This window comes from Endozoicomonas sp. Mp262 (genome assembly GCF_025643335.1).
Classification (GTDB): domain Bacteria; phylum Pseudomonadota; class Gammaproteobacteria; order Pseudomonadales; family Endozoicomonadaceae; genus Endonucleibacter.
Genome location: NZ_CP092489.1, coordinates 1,202,024 through 1,217,909, shown reverse-complemented (window position 1 = coordinate 1,217,909; position 15,886 = coordinate 1,202,024). Strand labels below are relative to the sequence as shown.

General features: G+C 47.5%; 12 protein-coding genes. 8 read left to right on the top strand and 4 right to left on the bottom strand.

Annotated features, from left to right (window positions below; translation table 11 throughout):
* The first annotated feature begins 148 nt into the window (after positions 1–148).
* From fmt to MJ595_RS05315, 8 genes are all read left to right on the top strand, one after another.
* Positions 149–1,093 carry a methionyl-tRNA formyltransferase gene (gene fmt, locus MJ595_RS05350; RefSeq protein WP_263081442.1) on the top strand — a complete coding sequence of 315 codons (945 nt, stop codon included), beginning with the start codon at positions 149–151 and terminating at the stop codon, positions 1,091–1,093.
* Between the two features lie 21 nt (positions 1,094–1,114).
* On the top strand, positions 1,115–2,416 hold the full coding sequence (gene rsmB, locus MJ595_RS05345) for a 16S rRNA (cytosine(967)-C(5))-methyltransferase RsmB (RefSeq protein WP_263081441.1): 1,302 nt from the start codon (positions 1,115–1,117) through the stop codon (positions 2,414–2,416).
* Positions 2,417–2,437: 21 nt separating this feature from the next.
* Positions 2,438–3,811 carry a Trk system potassium transporter TrkA gene (gene trkA / locus MJ595_RS05340; RefSeq protein ID WP_263081440.1) on the top strand — a complete coding sequence of 458 codons (1,374 nt, stop codon included), beginning with the start codon at positions 2,438–2,440 and terminating at the stop codon, positions 3,809–3,811.
* Between the two features lie 294 nt (positions 3,812–4,105).
* A complete protein-coding gene (locus MJ595_RS05335; RefSeq protein ID WP_263081439.1) occupies positions 4,106–5,554 on the top strand; it encodes a TrkH family potassium uptake protein in 1,449 nt (482 codons plus the stop codon).
* Between the two features lie 404 nt (positions 5,555–5,958).
* Positions 5,959–6,912, top strand: a complete 954-nt coding sequence (glyQ, locus tag MJ595_RS05330) for a glycine--tRNA ligase subunit alpha (RefSeq protein ID WP_263081438.1) — start codon at positions 5,959–5,961, stop codon at positions 6,910–6,912.
* Positions 6,912–9,002, top strand: coding sequence for a glycine--tRNA ligase subunit beta (gene glyS, locus MJ595_RS05325; protein WP_263081437.1), 2,091 nt, complete (start codon positions 6,912–6,914; stop codon positions 9,000–9,002). The genes glyQ and glyS overlap by 1 nt, the downstream gene beginning before the upstream one ends.
* Positions 9,003–9,101: 99 nt before the next feature.
* Complete coding sequence (gene gmhB, locus MJ595_RS05320; protein WP_263081436.1) at positions 9,102–9,653, top strand: D-glycero-beta-D-manno-heptose 1,7-bisphosphate 7-phosphatase; 552 nt, start codon at positions 9,102–9,104, stop codon at positions 9,651–9,653.
* Complete coding sequence (locus MJ595_RS05315) at positions 9,653–10,378, top strand: 1-acyl-sn-glycerol-3-phosphate acyltransferase (protein ID WP_263081435.1); 726 nt, start codon at positions 9,653–9,655, stop codon at positions 10,376–10,378. The genes gmhB and MJ595_RS05315 overlap by 1 nt, the downstream gene beginning before the upstream one ends.
* An 8-nt stretch (positions 10,379–10,386) precedes the next feature.
* On the opposite strand, the gene lpcA is transcribed toward MJ595_RS05315, so the two are convergent.
* From lpcA to dnaN, 4 genes are all read right to left on the bottom strand, one after another.
* On the bottom strand, positions 10,387–10,977 hold the full coding sequence (gene lpcA / locus MJ595_RS05310; protein WP_263081434.1) for a D-sedoheptulose 7-phosphate isomerase: 591 nt from the start codon (positions 10,975–10,977) through the stop codon (positions 10,387–10,389).
* Between the two features lie 61 nt (positions 10,978–11,038).
* Entirely contained in the window at positions 11,039–13,453 is a 2,415-nt protein-coding gene (gyrB, locus tag MJ595_RS05305) for a DNA topoisomerase (ATP-hydrolyzing) subunit B (protein ID WP_263081433.1), read from the bottom strand.
* On the bottom strand, positions 13,446–14,591 hold the full coding sequence (recF, locus tag MJ595_RS05300) for a DNA replication/repair protein RecF (protein WP_263081432.1): 1,146 nt from the start codon (positions 14,589–14,591) through the stop codon (positions 13,446–13,448). Before recF ends, gyrB begins: the two co-directional genes overlap by 8 nt.
* A 187-nt stretch (positions 14,592–14,778) precedes the next feature.
* Positions 14,779–15,885, bottom strand: coding sequence for a DNA polymerase III subunit beta (dnaN, locus tag MJ595_RS05295; RefSeq protein ID WP_263081431.1), 1,107 nt, complete (start codon positions 15,883–15,885; stop codon positions 14,779–14,781).
* Between the last annotated feature and the right edge of the window lies 1 nt (position 15,886).

Below are 15,886 nucleotides of genomic sequence, written 5' to 3'. Positions count from 1 at the left end.
AGCTTGAAAGACGTGAGTCTTCCTGCGCTACTGCGTCTAGCCACGAAACCGCTGGTTTTGGCTGAGCACACGAGCAAACGTCAACAGCCCCTAGCCTGGCCACTATTTTGTAGTATGGCTAGCACAACCCGGACACACTAAATATCCAATGACAAACCTTCGAGTTATTTTCGCAGGAACACCCGAGTTTGCCAGAGAGCACCTGCAAGCCATTCTGGACAGCAAACATGAGGTTATTGCTGCTTATACCCAGCCTGACAGACCTGCCGGTAGAGGGCAAAAACTAAAGCCAAGCCCGGTAAAGGCCCTGGCCCAGGAAAACAATATACCTGTTTTTCAGCCCCGCTCCCTCAAAACAGAAGAAGCCCAAAAAGAACTGGCAGCACTGGATGCCGATATTATGGTTGTGGTTGCCTATGGCCTGATTCTTCCCCAGATGGTTCTTGATACGCCAAGACTGGGCTGCATTAATGTCCACGGCTCCATTCTTCCCCGCTGGCGAGGGGCAGCTCCTATTCAACGTGCCATTCAGGCAGGAGACACTCAGTCCGGAGTCACCATTATGCAAATGGATGCCGGGCTGGATACCGGTGATATGTTGCTTAAAGCCCATTGCCCGATTATGGCTACAGATACCTCTGCTGACCTCCATGACCGCTTGATTGAAGTAGGACAACCGGCCCTGATAAAAGCGTTGGATGCATTGGCAACTCACACCATCCAACCAGAAAAACAGGATGATGACCAAGCCTGCTATGCTCATAAACTAAACAAAGAAGAAGCCAGGCTGGATTGGGAAAAATCATCCATGGCGCTTGAACGCCACATCAGGGCCTTCAACCCCTGGCCTGTTGCCACAGCTGAGTTTGATGGCCAGATTATTCGAATCAGAGAGGCAGCGGCCATTGCCTCCAACACTAATGAAAAACCGGGCACTTTGATCGACGCCAACAAAAAAGGCCTTGATATTACCTGTGGAGAAGGCGTATTAAGAGTGACTAATGTGCAACTTCCCGGTAGTCGGGCCATGTCTGTGCAAGACCTGCTCAACAGTAAAAAAGAGCTGTTCTCTACTGGTAAACAATTTAGTTAATACGAGCCTTTGATCGCAACTATGGCCAAACAATCATCCGTTAGACTTGCTGCCGCCAAAGTCGTAGCAAAAGTAGCCAGCGGCGACTCTTTAAGTAAGTGTTTGCCCGCCCAGCAGGAAACGCTCTCCGCCAGGGATCAGGCCTTGCTGGCCGAGTTAAGTTACGGAACCTTGCGCTATTATTTCAGGCTTGAGGCCTGGCTTAATCATTTAATGGAACGGCCATTAAAGGCGAAAGAGAAAGAGCTTCATAGTCTTATCCTTGTGGGCTTATACCAGCTGTTCTATACCCGTATCCCCCCCCACGCAGCCATTGGCGAAACGGTACAGGTCACCCGCAGCCTGGGCAAAGCCTGGGCAAGAGGACTGGTTAATGGCTTGCTACGAAATGCCCAGCGCCAATTTGATACCCTTCAAAAACTGGAAGAAACAGATCAACACTGTGCCACCGCCCACCCTGCCTGGTTAGTGCAGGAACTTAAAAAGGCATGGCCGGAGCACTGGCAAGTGATTATTGACGCCAATAATCAACAGCCCCCCATGACACTCCGGGCCAACAACAGCAAAATCAGCCGTGACAGATACCTGAAAAAACTCATTGATCACTGTATTCCTGCGGCTCCATCTCTCCTGGCGCCACAAGGCCTAATCTTGAGCAAACCCACCGCGGTAAACCAGCTACCCTTGTTTCAGGATGGCTCTGTCAGTGTCCAGGATGAATCTGCCCAACTTGCCGCTAACCTGCTGCCTGCCAAAGCGGGGCAGCGCATCCTGGATGCCTGTTGTGCTCCCGGAGGAAAGGCCTGTCATATCCTTGAGCTTTATGAAAACACAGAGCTGCATGCCCTGGATTCCGATGAGCACCGGCTGGTTCGTGTACGTGAAAATCTGGAACGGCTAAACCAGGTTGCCACTGTCATTCATGGCGACGCAACCCAACCGGAAGCATGGTGGGACGGCAAGGAATACGACCATATTCTTTTAGATGCGCCCTGTTCTGCTACCGGTGTTATCAGAAGGCATCCCGATATCAAGCTACTGAGAAAAGCCTCTGACATTGATGCCCTGGCCAGTCTCCAGAAGGAAATCCTTCACCAGATGTGGTCATTACTTAAACCTGGTGGCTCACTGCTCTACGCCACCTGCTCCGTGATGCCAAAAGAAAATCACTTGCAAATCAAGGACTTTCTGGCTTCTCACAAGGATGCCAGCCTTCAGCCTCTGCCAGGAAGCTGGGGATATGACACCCGGTATGGTAAACAGATATTCCCTGGTAGCGGGGATGGTTTTTTCTATAGCCTTTTAAGTAAGTCTGCTCACTAATCAGTTTTAACGAAAGTAACGATGAAAATAATTATTCTCGGTGCCGGCCAAGTAGGCGGAACTCTGGCTGAAAACCTGGCCAGTGAAGAAAATGATATTACCGTTGTGGATACTAACGGTGATCGTCTTCGGGAGCTTCAGGACCGGATTGATATTCGTACAATCCAGGGCATGGCTTCATTCCCTTCTGTTCTCAAACAGGCCGGGGCAGATGAAGCGGATATGCTGGTAGCGGTCACCAACAGCGATGAAGTGAATATGATCGCCTGTCAGATTGCCTACACCATGTTTCACACCCCTTCGAAAATTGCCCGCATTCGCCAGGCAGCTTACCTGAATAAGGCGAATCTGTTCTGTGATGATGCGCTTCCCATTGATGTATTGATCAGTCCTGAGCAGGTGGTCACCAATTACATCAAGCGTCTTCTGGAACGACCCGGTGCCCTGCAGGTACTGGACTTTGCCGATGGCCGCGCCCAGCTGGTTGCCATGAAAGCCTATTACGGTGGTCCTCTTGTGGGACAAGAACTCCGTTATATCCGTGAGCATATGCCGAATGTGGATACCCGGGTCGCAGCCATCTTCAGAAGGGGCAAAGCCATCATGCCCAAAGGTACGACGGTTATTGAGGCAGACGACGAAGTCTTCTTTATTGCTGACCGCCGCCATATCCGCGCTGTGATGGGAGAGCTTCAGCGCCTGGGTGATGACTATAAACGTATTATTATTGCTGGCGGTGGCAATATAGGACTGCGTTTGGCAAGCGCCATAGAAAATGATTATAAAGTGAAGGTTATTGAGCGGAGTATGGAGCGCTGCCAGTTCCTCTCTGAAACCCTTACAAAAGCTATGGTCTTTAATGGCAATGCCTCAGACAAGGAGCTTTTGATTGCGGAAAATATTGAAGAAACCGATATTTTTTGCGCCCTCACCAATGATGACGAAGCCAATGTTATGGCCGCCATGCTTGCCAAGCGGCTGGGCGCCCGAAAAGTTATGGCATTGATCAACAACCCTGCGTATGTTGACCTGGTTCAGGGGGGAGAAATAGATATCGCCATATCCCCACAACTGGCTACCACAGGCAGTCTATTGAAGCATGTTCGCAAGGGTGATGTGGTTAATGTGCACTCCCTGCGTAGAGGGGCTGCCGAAGCGATGGAAGCCATTGCCCACGGTGACGAGCAATCCTCCAGGGTGGTTGGGCGAACCATTCAGGAAATTGAGCTACCTCCGGGTACAACTATCGGTGCCGTCGTGCGCAATGATGAGGTGATGATTGCCCACGATACCACCCGGATAGAGTCTGAGGATCACATTATTCTGTTTCTTACCAATAAGAAACGAATCCGGGAAGTCGAGCAGCTATTCCAGGTTGGTCTTGGCTTCTTCTAGCTATAAAATCCTTAAAATAATTTAAAAATCGTCTATTTGTTCTAATTATTCGCTAATTAAGCCAGAAATGGACATACTGTTTCTGGCTATTTTATCGGTTCAATCACATTGAAAGAACCATAGTATGCTGTATATCAGTATTAAAAATAGGCAAAATGATTACATTAACCCATTAATCAGTTTTCAGTCTAAAGAATAACCTGAATGTTATTCCTGACAGGAAAACGGAATTTAAAACAATAACCATGAATCAATATCTGATTCATTAAATAAATAAGAGAAAGCAGGGTTGCCATGCAGTTGCCGGTTATTATTCCCGTATTGGGTATTTTGCTGATACTGTTCAGCACTTCCAGTATTCCACCCATGGTTGTTGCGCTGATTTATTCAGAGCCAGAAGTCAGCCTTTTTATTTATACTTTTCTGATAACGCTCTCCATGGGGATTCTGCTCAGGCTTCCCTATCGCAATACCCGGATTCAAATGCGCAACAGGGACGGTTTCGTGGTTACCGTGCTGCTGTGGATTGTCCTCAGCGCTGTAGGTGCCTTGCCACTACTTATGATGGAGACTCCATCCCTGACCATCACCGATGCTTTTTTTGAATCCCTGTCCGGCCTGACTACAACAGGGGCAACCATTCTGACAGGCATTGATGAGTTGCCAAAATCCATTCTCTTCTACCGTCAGCAACTTCAATGGCTTGGTGGTATGGGGATCATTGTGCTGGCTGTGGCCATACTGCCTATGCTGGGAATCGGTGGCATGCAGTTGTATCGCACAGAAACCCCGGGTCCCGTTAAAGACAAGAAACTTACACCCAGAATTACCGAGACAGCAAAAGTGCTTTGGTATATCTATCTGGGGCTGACAGTGGCCTGCACTGCCGGATACTGGCTTGCAGGGATGAATCTATTTGATGCCATCAGCCATAGCTTCAGTACCGTGGCAATCGGTGGTTTTTCTACCCATGATGCCAGCATTGGCCATTATGCCTCGCCAGCTATTCATACCGTAGCCATCTTTTTTATGTTGATCTCAGGCGTTAATTTTGCTCTGCATTTTATTGCCTGGAGAGGCCGGTCATTGAAGTACTATATCCAGGATCCGGAGTTTAAGGGATACCTGCTTATCCTCGGCATGGTTACTGCTATTACCGTGCCTGTACTCTACTTCTCTGCCATTTATGACCTTCCGGATGCCATCAAACATGGCGTCTTTGAAGTGGTTTCAGTGGCAACAACCACAGGTTTTGCATCAACCGGTTTTTCCACCTGGCCAACATTTCTGCCATTTCTGTTATTTCTAACCAGTTTCGCTGGCGGTTGTTCCGGCTCAACAGCCGGAGGCATGAAAGTGATCCGGATTCTGCTGATTTTCAAACAGGGAATGCGAGAGTTACGCCGACTGGTTCACCCCAATGCCATCTTTGTTATTAAGCTGGGGGGAAAATCAGTTAACCATAGAATCGGTGAGGCGGTCTGGGGATTTTTCTCCGCCTATGTGGTGCTGTTTATTGTGATGTTTCTGGGATTAATGGCCACAGGACTGGATCTGGAAACTGCATTTTCAACAGTAGCATCCTGTATGAATAACCTGGGCCCGGCACTGGGTGACGCCACCAGTAATTATCAGTCATTGCCGGATACAGCAAAATGGATTCTCTGTTTTGCAATGCTTCTGGGGCGGCTTGAAATTTTTACTTTGATCATTTTGTTTACCCCGACATTCTGGCGCTATTGAAAAAGACTCAATCATGGGAGTAGGAGATGACTTCTATTCCCCTTTTCCAGTTGTTGATGCCTACTTAATATAAGCATTAAAGATTCGCGCCACCAAACTAATTCACCTCCCCCTTTAACGTCAGAATAAACAGCAAGTACCAGGTTAAAACGATTCTATCCACACTATTCCACATTTTATCCACAACCTTATACTCTCCGGTGCAAATCGGTATAATCCGCCTTGTTTGCTGTGAAAACACAACTTTCACATAACAAAATGAGCAAAACAGCTGCAAAATGTTTTATTTTCTTGTCTTTGCTCATTATTGTTTGAAAAACTGCAACTCCTACAGTTTCGATTACCTTACCCGGTATCAAAACACTTTAAGTGACACCTATTCCAAGCCTCCATGAGGTAGAGCAGTGACTTCCCAAAGTACGCCAGACATTAATACATTTCAGGGGCTGATTTTCGCCCTGCAACAATTTTGGGCCCGCCAGGGTTGCGTTATCATGCAGCCTCTGGATATGGAAGTAGGCGCGGGTACATTCCACCCAGCCACCTTCCTTCGTGCCATAGGTCCTGAAAACTGGAACTCCGCCTATGTCCAGCCCAGCAGAAGACCTACAGACGGGCGCTATGGTGAAAACCCAAACCGCCTTCAACATTATTATCAATTCCAGGTTGTCATGAAGCCTTCTCCTGACAATATTCAGGAGCTGTATCTGGAGTCCTTGAAAGAACTGGGTGTAGATCCCCTGGTTCACGATCTTCGTTTCGTTGAGGATAACTGGGAATCTCCCACACTGGGTGCCTGGGGCCTTGGCTGGGAAGTCTGGATGAATGGTATGGAAGTCTCCCAGTTCACTTACTTCCAGCAGGTGGGTGGGCTGGAGTGCTTCCCCGTTACCGGTGAAATCACTTATGGTCTCGAACGCCTGGCCATGTATATCCAGGGTGTGGATAACGTCTACGACCTGATCTGGACAGAGGGTCCCCAGGGTAAAGTAACCTACGGCGATGTCTACCATCAGAACGAAGTGGAAATGTCCACATTCAATTTTGAGCATGCAGATACAAAAGAGCTATTCCATCAGTTCTCTTTCTTCGAAAGTGAAGCTCACCGTCTGGTGGAACTGAACCTGCCTCTGCCTGCCTATGAGTTCGTGCTGAAAGCGTCTCATACCTTTAACCTCCTGGATGCCCGCCACGCCATCTCTGTTACAGAAAGACAGCGCTATATCCTGAAAGTAAGAACCCTGGCCCGTGCTGTGGCAAAAGCCTATTTTGATGCACGACATAAGCTGGGCTTCCCTCTGGCTGATGAAGCCAACCGGAAATTTGTACTGGATCAGCTGGCAAAGGAGGAAAAATAATGAGCACGCAGGACTTTCTCGTTGAGCTGGGAACAGAAGAGCTGCCTCCCAAGGCGCTGAAGAAACTCTCCCATGCCTTTACCCAGGGAATTATTACTGGCCTGGACAGTGCTCAACTCTCTTACGGCGAGTATCATTCCTTTGCAGCCCCACGTCGTCTGGCATTGCTGATTAAAGGGCTGGAAGTGGCTCAGCCAGACCAAAAGCTTGAGCGTCGTGGCCCGGCGGTGCAGGCGGCGTTTGATGCTGCCGGCAACCCCACCAAAGCCGCAGAAGGTTTTGCCCGATCCAACGGTGTCAGTGTTGAGCAGCTGGAAACCCTTGATACCCCCAAGGGAGCCTGGCTGGTTTATCGTTCCGTGAAGCAAGGCGTCAAGACCACCTCTTTACTGCCAGAAATTATCTCCCAGTCCCTGGCTAACCTGCCGATTCCCAAGCGCATGCGCTGGGGAGCTCTCAGGGAAGAGTTTGTACGCCCTGTTCATTGGCTGGTTATGCTGTTTGGTGATGAAGTGGTGGATTGTGAAATCCTCGGCCTGAAAGCGGGCAGTGAGTCCAGGGGTCATCGCTTCCATGCCAATCAACCTCTTGTCATTGGCCAGCCTGTTGACTACCAGAAAGTACTGGAAGAAGAGGGCCGGGTTCAGCCAGACTTTATGGCCCGTCGTGAAACCATTAAACAACAGGTAGAAACCACGGCCAGTCAGTTAGGTGGTCAGGCGGTTATCGATGAAGACCTGCTTGATGAAGTCACAGCTCTGGTAGAATGGCCTGTAGCCTTGGCAGGCCGCTTTGATGATGAGTTCCTGTCAGTGCCTGCCGAGTCCCTGATCTCTTCCATGAAGGAGCATCAGAAATATTTCCATGTGGTGGATGAAAAAGGCGCCTTAAAGCCTTTCTTTATCACCGTCTCCAATATTGAGAGCCGGGATCCACAACAAGTTATTTCTGGTAACGAAAAGGTTATCCGCCCTCGTCTGGCAGATGCCAAGTTCTTCTTTGAAACCGACAAGAAGACCACCCTTGAAGCCCGCCGTGAAAAACTCCAGGCCATCGTATTCCAGGCGCAACTGGGTTCCCTGTTCAATAAAACAGAACGCATTGCCAAACTGGCTGCATGGATTGCCTCTCAAGAGCAAGGTAAACCGGAGCTGGCCTCCCGTGCAGGACTATTGTGCAAATCTGACCTGGTGTCTGACATGGTACTGGAATTCCCTGAACTCCAGGGCATTATGGGACAATACTATGCCGCCCATGACGGAGAGGCTGAAGAGGTTAGCAAGGCTCTGAATGAGCAGTATATGCCTCGCTATGCGGGGGATAACTTGCCAGAAACCCTGACAGGCTGTGCTGTGGCTATCGCTGATAAGATCGATACCATCGCAGGTATTTTCGGTATTGGTCAGTTACCCACCGGTAGTAAAGACCCCTTTGCCTTGCGTAGAGCCAGTATCGGCGTACTGCGTATTATCGTAGAGAAAAAGCTGAATCTGGATCTGGATGAACTGATCCGCCAGGCAGCAGCGGGCTATCTGGAAACAGGCGTTGAGTTACCTGAAGCAGCACGGCTACAAACAACCGCTGTGGACTATATGCTGGAGCGATTTGATGCGGCCTATCAGGAAGAGGGCGTAGCCACGGAAATCATTAACTCCGTTAAAGCCCTGCGTCCCACCCGTCCTCTGGACTTTGACCAGCGCATCAAAGCCATAACCGGTTTTTATGAAATGACTGAGGCTAATGCCCTGGCCTCCGCCAATAAGCGGGTTTCAAATATTCTGGCCAAAGCCGGTGATATTGTTATACCTGATAGGATTGATGAAGCGCTGCTGGCTGAAGCCGAGGAGCAAGCACTGGCTAAAGCCCTGACTGTTAAGCAAGAGGCTATTTCCTCCCTGCTGGAACAGCGCCACTACGCTCAGGTTATGGAAAGCCTGGCTACCCTGAAAGAGCCTGTAGACAGTTTCTTTGATAAAGTACTGGTGAATGCAGAAGATCAGCAAGTGCGCCTGAATCGCTATGCCTTACTGAAACAGCTTCGCAACCTGTTCCTCCACGTGGCAGATATCTCTCTGTTACAAAAATCATAAGACTGATTAGCTTACAGGGTTCAAGGTTTTTCCTTGAACCCTGTTTATTATCAGAGAGACAATAGCTGGAGGTAATGCCGATGATACTCGGCAACATTCATGAGCATGAATAAATTAATTATTCTCGACCGGGACGGAGTTGTTAATAAAGACTCGGCGAACTACATAAGATCAGCTGAGGAGTGGATACCGATCCCAGGGAGTATTAAAGCCATAGCCAAACTCTCTCAGGCCGGTTATGCCATTGCTATAGCCACAAACCAGTCAGGATTAGCCCGGGGTTATTTTACCGAGAATGAATTACAGGCCATGCATGAAAAGCTTATTGGGCTGGTTGAGGTGGCTGGAGGGAAAATAGCAGTTATTAAATATTGCCCTCATCACCCCGAGATAAATTGTTCTTGCCGTAAGCCTGAGCCTGGCATGATTTTATCAATCTTAAAAGTATTGGATAAACCTGCATCAGAAACCTGGATGGTAGGGGATTCTCTGAAGGATATTCAGGCAGGCAAGGCAGCAGGATGTAAAACCGCCTTGGTGAAAACAGGAAATGGTTTAAAAACCCTTTCCAGAGGAGAAGGGTTGCAAGACACATTGGTGTTAGAAGACCTTTCAGATTTTTGTGATCAGTTGTTGTCAGCAGGTGATTAATGTCATCGGTTCTTAATATTATCAGAACGGTTATTTTTTATCTGTCCCTGGCAGTATGGACTGTCACTTATCCAATATTAATGCTGTTGATCATTTGGCTTATCCCCTTCCGGTTCCGGCATCGCATCCTGGTAAACACCTGGAGCAAGGTTGCTGTTGTGCTGTGCCGGTTGATTTGTGGTGTTAGATGGAAAGTGTATGGTGAGGAAAATATTCCGGCAGAGGCCTGTGTCATTATCAGCAACCACCAAAGCACCTGGGAAACCTTTTTTCTGCAAACCCTTATTTCGCCTCAAACCCAGGTGTTAAAAAAAGAGCTGCTATCCATTCCTTTTTTTGGCTGGGCACTTCGAACAACAAAACCCATAGCCATTGACCGGAAGGATCCCCGGGGAGCCATGCAGCGGGTCAGGAAACAAGGTAAAGAATCTCTTGCCCGGAAGATATCCGTTTTAATCTTTCCGGAAGGTACCCGTAATCCCAGCGGTCAGCTGGGTAATTTTTCCAGGGGCGGTGCCAGCCTGGCCTCCACCTCTGAAGTGGATATATTGCCTATAGCCCATAATGCCGGAGATCACTGGCCAAACAAGACCTGGATCAAAAAACCCGGGGTCATTGAGGTGCATATAGGAAAGCTCATTAAAACGGAGGGAAAAGGACCTGCCAAATTGACCAATGAAGCCAGGGAGTGGATTGCTACAACATTGGCCAGCAAAAAAAACTGAGCGTAAGCTCAGTTTTTTTCCATATGCTTTTCAATCAACTGAATCATGATATGAATCGCTTTTATATGAACCTCCTGGATTCTATCCGCATAACCAAAATGGGGAACCCGGATTTCGATATCCGCCATACCTGCCATTTTTCCGCCATCTTTACCTGACAGCAGAACCACCTTCATCCCTTTTTCTTTGGCAAGCTCAACCGCCTTAATAATATTCCCGGAATTACCACTGGTACTGATTCCCAACAATACATCACCAGGCTGGCCAAGCCCCTCAATGTAGCGGGAAAAAACGTAGTCATAGCCAAAATCATTGGATACACAGGAAAGATGACTGGGATCAGAAATTGCAATTGCCGGATAAGCCGGACGGTTATCACGGTAGCGCCCGGTGAGCTCTTCTGCAAAATGCATGGCGTCACAGTGGGACCCGCCATTACCACAGGAAATAACCTTGCCACCTTGCTTGAAGGATTCAGCTATAAGCCTGGCAGCGCCATCAATGGCCTCAAGGTTTTTCTCGTCATCAAGGAAGCGATTAAGAACAATGACAGCTTCTTCCAGTTCTTGTCTAACAAGGTCTTTGTATTCAGAAGACATTGATCAGCCTTTATTTCTATTAGAAATACTAAAAAGCCGGTATATAACCGGCTTAAAAAATTTAAATATCCAGGTTTGCCACTTTCAGCGCATTGCTTTCAATAAAGTCTCTTCTGGGCTCCACATGATCCCCCATCAAGGTATTGAAGATCTGGTCAGCAGCAATAGCATCTTCAATGGTTACTTTCAGCATACGGCGAGTATCAGGATCCATGGTGGTCTCCCACAACTGATCCGGATTCATCTCACCCAATCCCTTATAACGCTGGATATTATGTCTCTTGGTGGATTCCTTCATCAGCCAGTTCAGGCCTTCTTCAAAGCTGGTGATCTCTTTCTTTCGCTCACCTTTCTGAATGAACGCACCCTCTTCAATCAAATCCTGAAGTTGCTCGCCCAGCTCAACAATAGAGCGATAATCCGCTGATGCAAAGAAATCGATACCCCACAGGTACTCGCTAGGTACACCGTGGGCAACAATAGTCACCTTTGGTAGCCAGGCATTGTGCTCCTTATCTTCCACCACCTCAAAGGTCATGCTGTAGCCAGAAAGCCTCAAACCTTCAACACGGCCAGCCAGCTGGTCAACCCACTGCCGCATGAAGTTTTCATTTTTGAGGGCATCTTCAGAAACCACAGGCATATAAACCACTTCCCGCAATACATCGCTGGGATAAAGTCGTGAAAGCCGGTTCACAATCCCCATCACCTTGCGGTAATCCTTAACAATACTCTCCAGCCGGGAGTCAGCAATTCCCGGGGCATTTTCATTCACGTGCAAGCTGGCATTTTCCAGGGCAGACTGGGTCAGGTAATCTTCCAGAGCCACATCATCTTTCAGATATTGCTCTTGCTTACCTTTTTTCACTTTATACAACGGGGGCTGGGCAATATAAATATAACCACGTTCAATTAACTCAGGCATTTGCCGGAAGAAGAAGGTTAACAGCAGCGTACGAATATGGGAGCCATCCACATCAGCATCAGTCATGATAATGATATTGTGGTAGCGGAGTTTGTCGATATTAAACTCCTGACGACCAATACCGCAGCCAAGGGCAGTGATCAATGTGCCCACTTCAGCAGAAGATAGCATTTTATCAAAGCGGGCTTTCTCAACATTAAGAATTTTACCTTTCAGAGGCAGGATCGCCTGGGTCTTTCTGTTTCGCCCTTGTTTTGCAGAACCGCCCGCAGAGTCACCCTCCACTATATATAATTCAGATAAACCTGGGTCTTTTTCCTGACAATCAGCAAGCTTTCCGGGTAATCCGGCAATATCCAGAGCCCCTTTACGCCGGGTCATCTCCCGGGCTTTCCTGGCTGCCTCACGGGCCCTGGCAGCATCAAGCATTTTACCCACAACAGACTTGGCTTCCTGAGGGTTCTCGAGAAGAAAGTCAGAGAAGTATTTGCTCATTTCCTGCTCAACGGCGGTTTTCACTTCAGAAGACACTAGCTTATCTTTTGTCTGAGAGGAAAACTTGGGATCAGGAACCTTAACCGAAATAATAGCAGTAAGACCTTCCCGCGCATCATCACCAGATGTGGAAACCTTTTGCTTTTTCAGCATATGTTCTTTTTCAATATAACTATTGAGGTTTCTGGTCAAAGCCCCTCTAAAACCGGCAAGGTGCGTTCCACCATCCCTCTGGGGAATATTATTGGTAAAACAGAAGATATTTTCCTGAAAACCATCATTCCATTGTAAGGCCACCTCAACACCAATACCGTCAGGCCGGGTCATAGTGAAGTGGAAGACTTTATTAATAGTGCTCTTGTTTTGGTTAAGATACTCCACAAAAGCACTCAATCCCCCTTCATAACGAAAATCATCCGTTTTCCCACTGCGCTCATCAATCAGCTTGATGTAGACGCCCGAGTTAAGGAAAGATAACTCTCTCAGACGCTTGGCAAGGATTTCGTAAATAAACTGGATATTAGAAAATGTTTCTTCAGAGGGTTTGAAGTGCAGTTCAGTACCTGTGGTTTCAGTTTCCCCAATCACACTCATAGGCTCTTGTGGAACCCCGTGAACATAAATTTGCTGATGAACCTGTCCCTTACGGCGAATAGTCAGCTTCAGTTCCTTTGAAAGAGCGTTTACCACAGAAACACCCACACCGTGCAAGCCACCAGAGACTTTGTAGGTGTTATCATCAAATTTTCCGCCCGCATGAAGCACTGTCATAATAACTTCTGCGGCAGAGACGCCTTCTTCCTCATGGATATCTACGGGTATCCCGCGTCCATTATCCCTGACGGTAATTGACTCATCCGGGTGGATAATAACCTCGATTTTGTCGCAGTATCCTGCCAAGGCTTCATCAATAGAGTTGTCAACAACCTCAAACACCATATGGTGGAGACCCGTACCATCATCGGTATCCCCAATATACATACCCGGGCGCTTTCGCACAGCATCAAGGCCTTTTAATACCTTGATGTTAGATGCATCATAATTCTGCTCAGTCATGCTCTATCTCCAACGATTTAGCCTGGCGACCCGCCCGCCCAGGGTTCTCAACTAATTCAACCTGCCCTTGTTTCACGTGAAACATCTTGTAGTGAGTTTCGGGCAACCAGCAATCAGCTAATGCGTTTTTCTCAACACAGGTAATGAATACCTGGCTTTCAATTTTCTGCAATAAATGGCATAACGCCATCCGGTGTGGAATATCCAGCTCAGATGAGAGATCATCCACAAGAAATATACTTTTCTGATCTGTAGCTTCTGATAGCAAGTAACCTTGTGCCAATTTCAAAGCACAGACCACCAGTTTTAACTGTCCACGAGAGAGTATTTCAGTGGCATTGCTATTACCAATACGAACTCGCAGGTCCGCTCGCTGAGGGCCATAGAATGTATAACCAGATTGAATATCTCTGGATAAACCAGCTTCTAGCACTTCATCCAGATCACGATCTTTATCCCAACCTCGATAGTAATTTATTTTTATCCCATCAAGTTTACAAAGCTCCTGAAGAACTTTAGAGAAATAGGGCAGCAACTGCTCAACATAAGCCTGCCTCAACTGATCAACCTGACAGGCATATTTGGAAAATGCCTGAGTCCAAATGGATAGCTCGCTTCCGGATATTCTACCATGACGAATAAGGCTGTTCCGTTGCTTAAGCGCCATCTGCATATGCTTCCAAACCGGTAAAAAATCCTTGTGTTTCACGTGAAACACTCCCCAGTCGAGAAAATTCCTTCTCAAACCCGGGCTACCTTCCAGTAATTTGAACGTATCAGGATTTATTATCTGTAAAGGAAGTAAGGCGGCTAACTCTGCCGAGGATCGAATAGCATTACCAGAGATCCGGATCTGGATACTATCCTCATGAATGCTTCGTGAAACACCAACAGGTATCTGTCGATGCAAATCCTTCATCAAACCAAAAATAGTATATTTATCCTTACCTGTCTGTACGACCGATTTAACTTTAGGTGTCCGAAAGGAACGAGCAAGACCCAGAATATGAATAGCCTCTAAAATACTGGTCTTGCCACTACCGTTTAGGCCATAAAATATATTAATTTCAGATGAAGGTTTAATGGATACTGATGTCAGATTCCTGAGATCAGAAATAGTCAGCTGCCGAATCGTCATAGATAGTAAGAACCCAGAGAGTCTAGCATATTAACGGTAAAAACCACCCTGGGTTTAAAGCCACCTGTGAATTCGTTCATCAATGCGGTCATCAAGAAGGTTAAAAAGCCGCTTTTTCTTATTAGAGAGCTTGCTGCATATCTCATAAGGACGGCTCTTTATCTCTCTCCACCTGGTTCCCTAGTACCTATAATCGCATTGGCATAACAACATAGGTGGAGTCACCTTCATCGGAGTCTTCCTCTAAAAGTGCACTGCTATTAGGGTCAGAAAGCGTGATTTTAACAGAGTCACCAGACAAGACAGAAAGGACATCCAGCAAGTAGCTAACATTAAATCCTATTTCAATATCACTGGAGTGGTAAGCCAGACTTAACTCCTCCTCAGCTTCCTCCTGCTCAGGGTTGTTAGCAATAACCTTAAGCAGACCTTCAGACAGGATTAATCGAATCCCCCGATACTTCTCGTTGGAAAGGATAGAAGCCCGCTGAAAAGCCTGTCGAAGCTGCTGACGATCCCCAACCAGTATCTTATCCCCACCGCGAGGCAGAACCCGGTCATAGTCAGGAAACTTTCCATCAACCAGCTTGGAGGTAAACATAAAATCACCGGTTTTAGCCCGGATATGGTTAGCTCCCAGGGATATATGAACCATCTCATCACCCTCAGTGAGCAAACGGGCCATTTCCAGAATACCTTTTCTGGGGACAATCACCTGATGCCGGTCTTGCTGATTAATGTCCGCATCAACCACACACATAGCCAAACGATGCCCATCTGTTGCCACCGAGCGAAGTTTATTTTGGCTCACCTCCAGTAGCATTCCGTTAAGGTAATAGCGAACATCCTGCTGCGCCATTGCGAAGCCGGTTCGATCAATCAATCTGCGAAGTCGAGGCTGGCCAATGGTAAACGTTAATGACCCAGACTCTTCTTCAATGCTTGGAAACTCATTAGCAGGCAAAGATGAAAGTGTGAAACGGGAACGACCTGCTTTTAACTTGACCCGCTGCTCATCCTGGGAAAATTCAATCTGGACATTTTCAGGAAGAGATTTACAAATATCCATTAACTTTCTTGCAGGAACAGTCACCTCACCTGCTTCAACCACATCATCCAAAGTGACACGTCCAACCAGCTCTACCTCCAGGTCTGTTCCTGTCAGAGACAACTGATTGCCGTCCACCACCATCAGGACATTGGACAATACAGGGAGTGTCTGTCTGCGCTCAACGACTCCAGCTACCAGCTGCAAAGGCTTGAGCAATGCTTCCCGATTAATGGTAAATTTCATC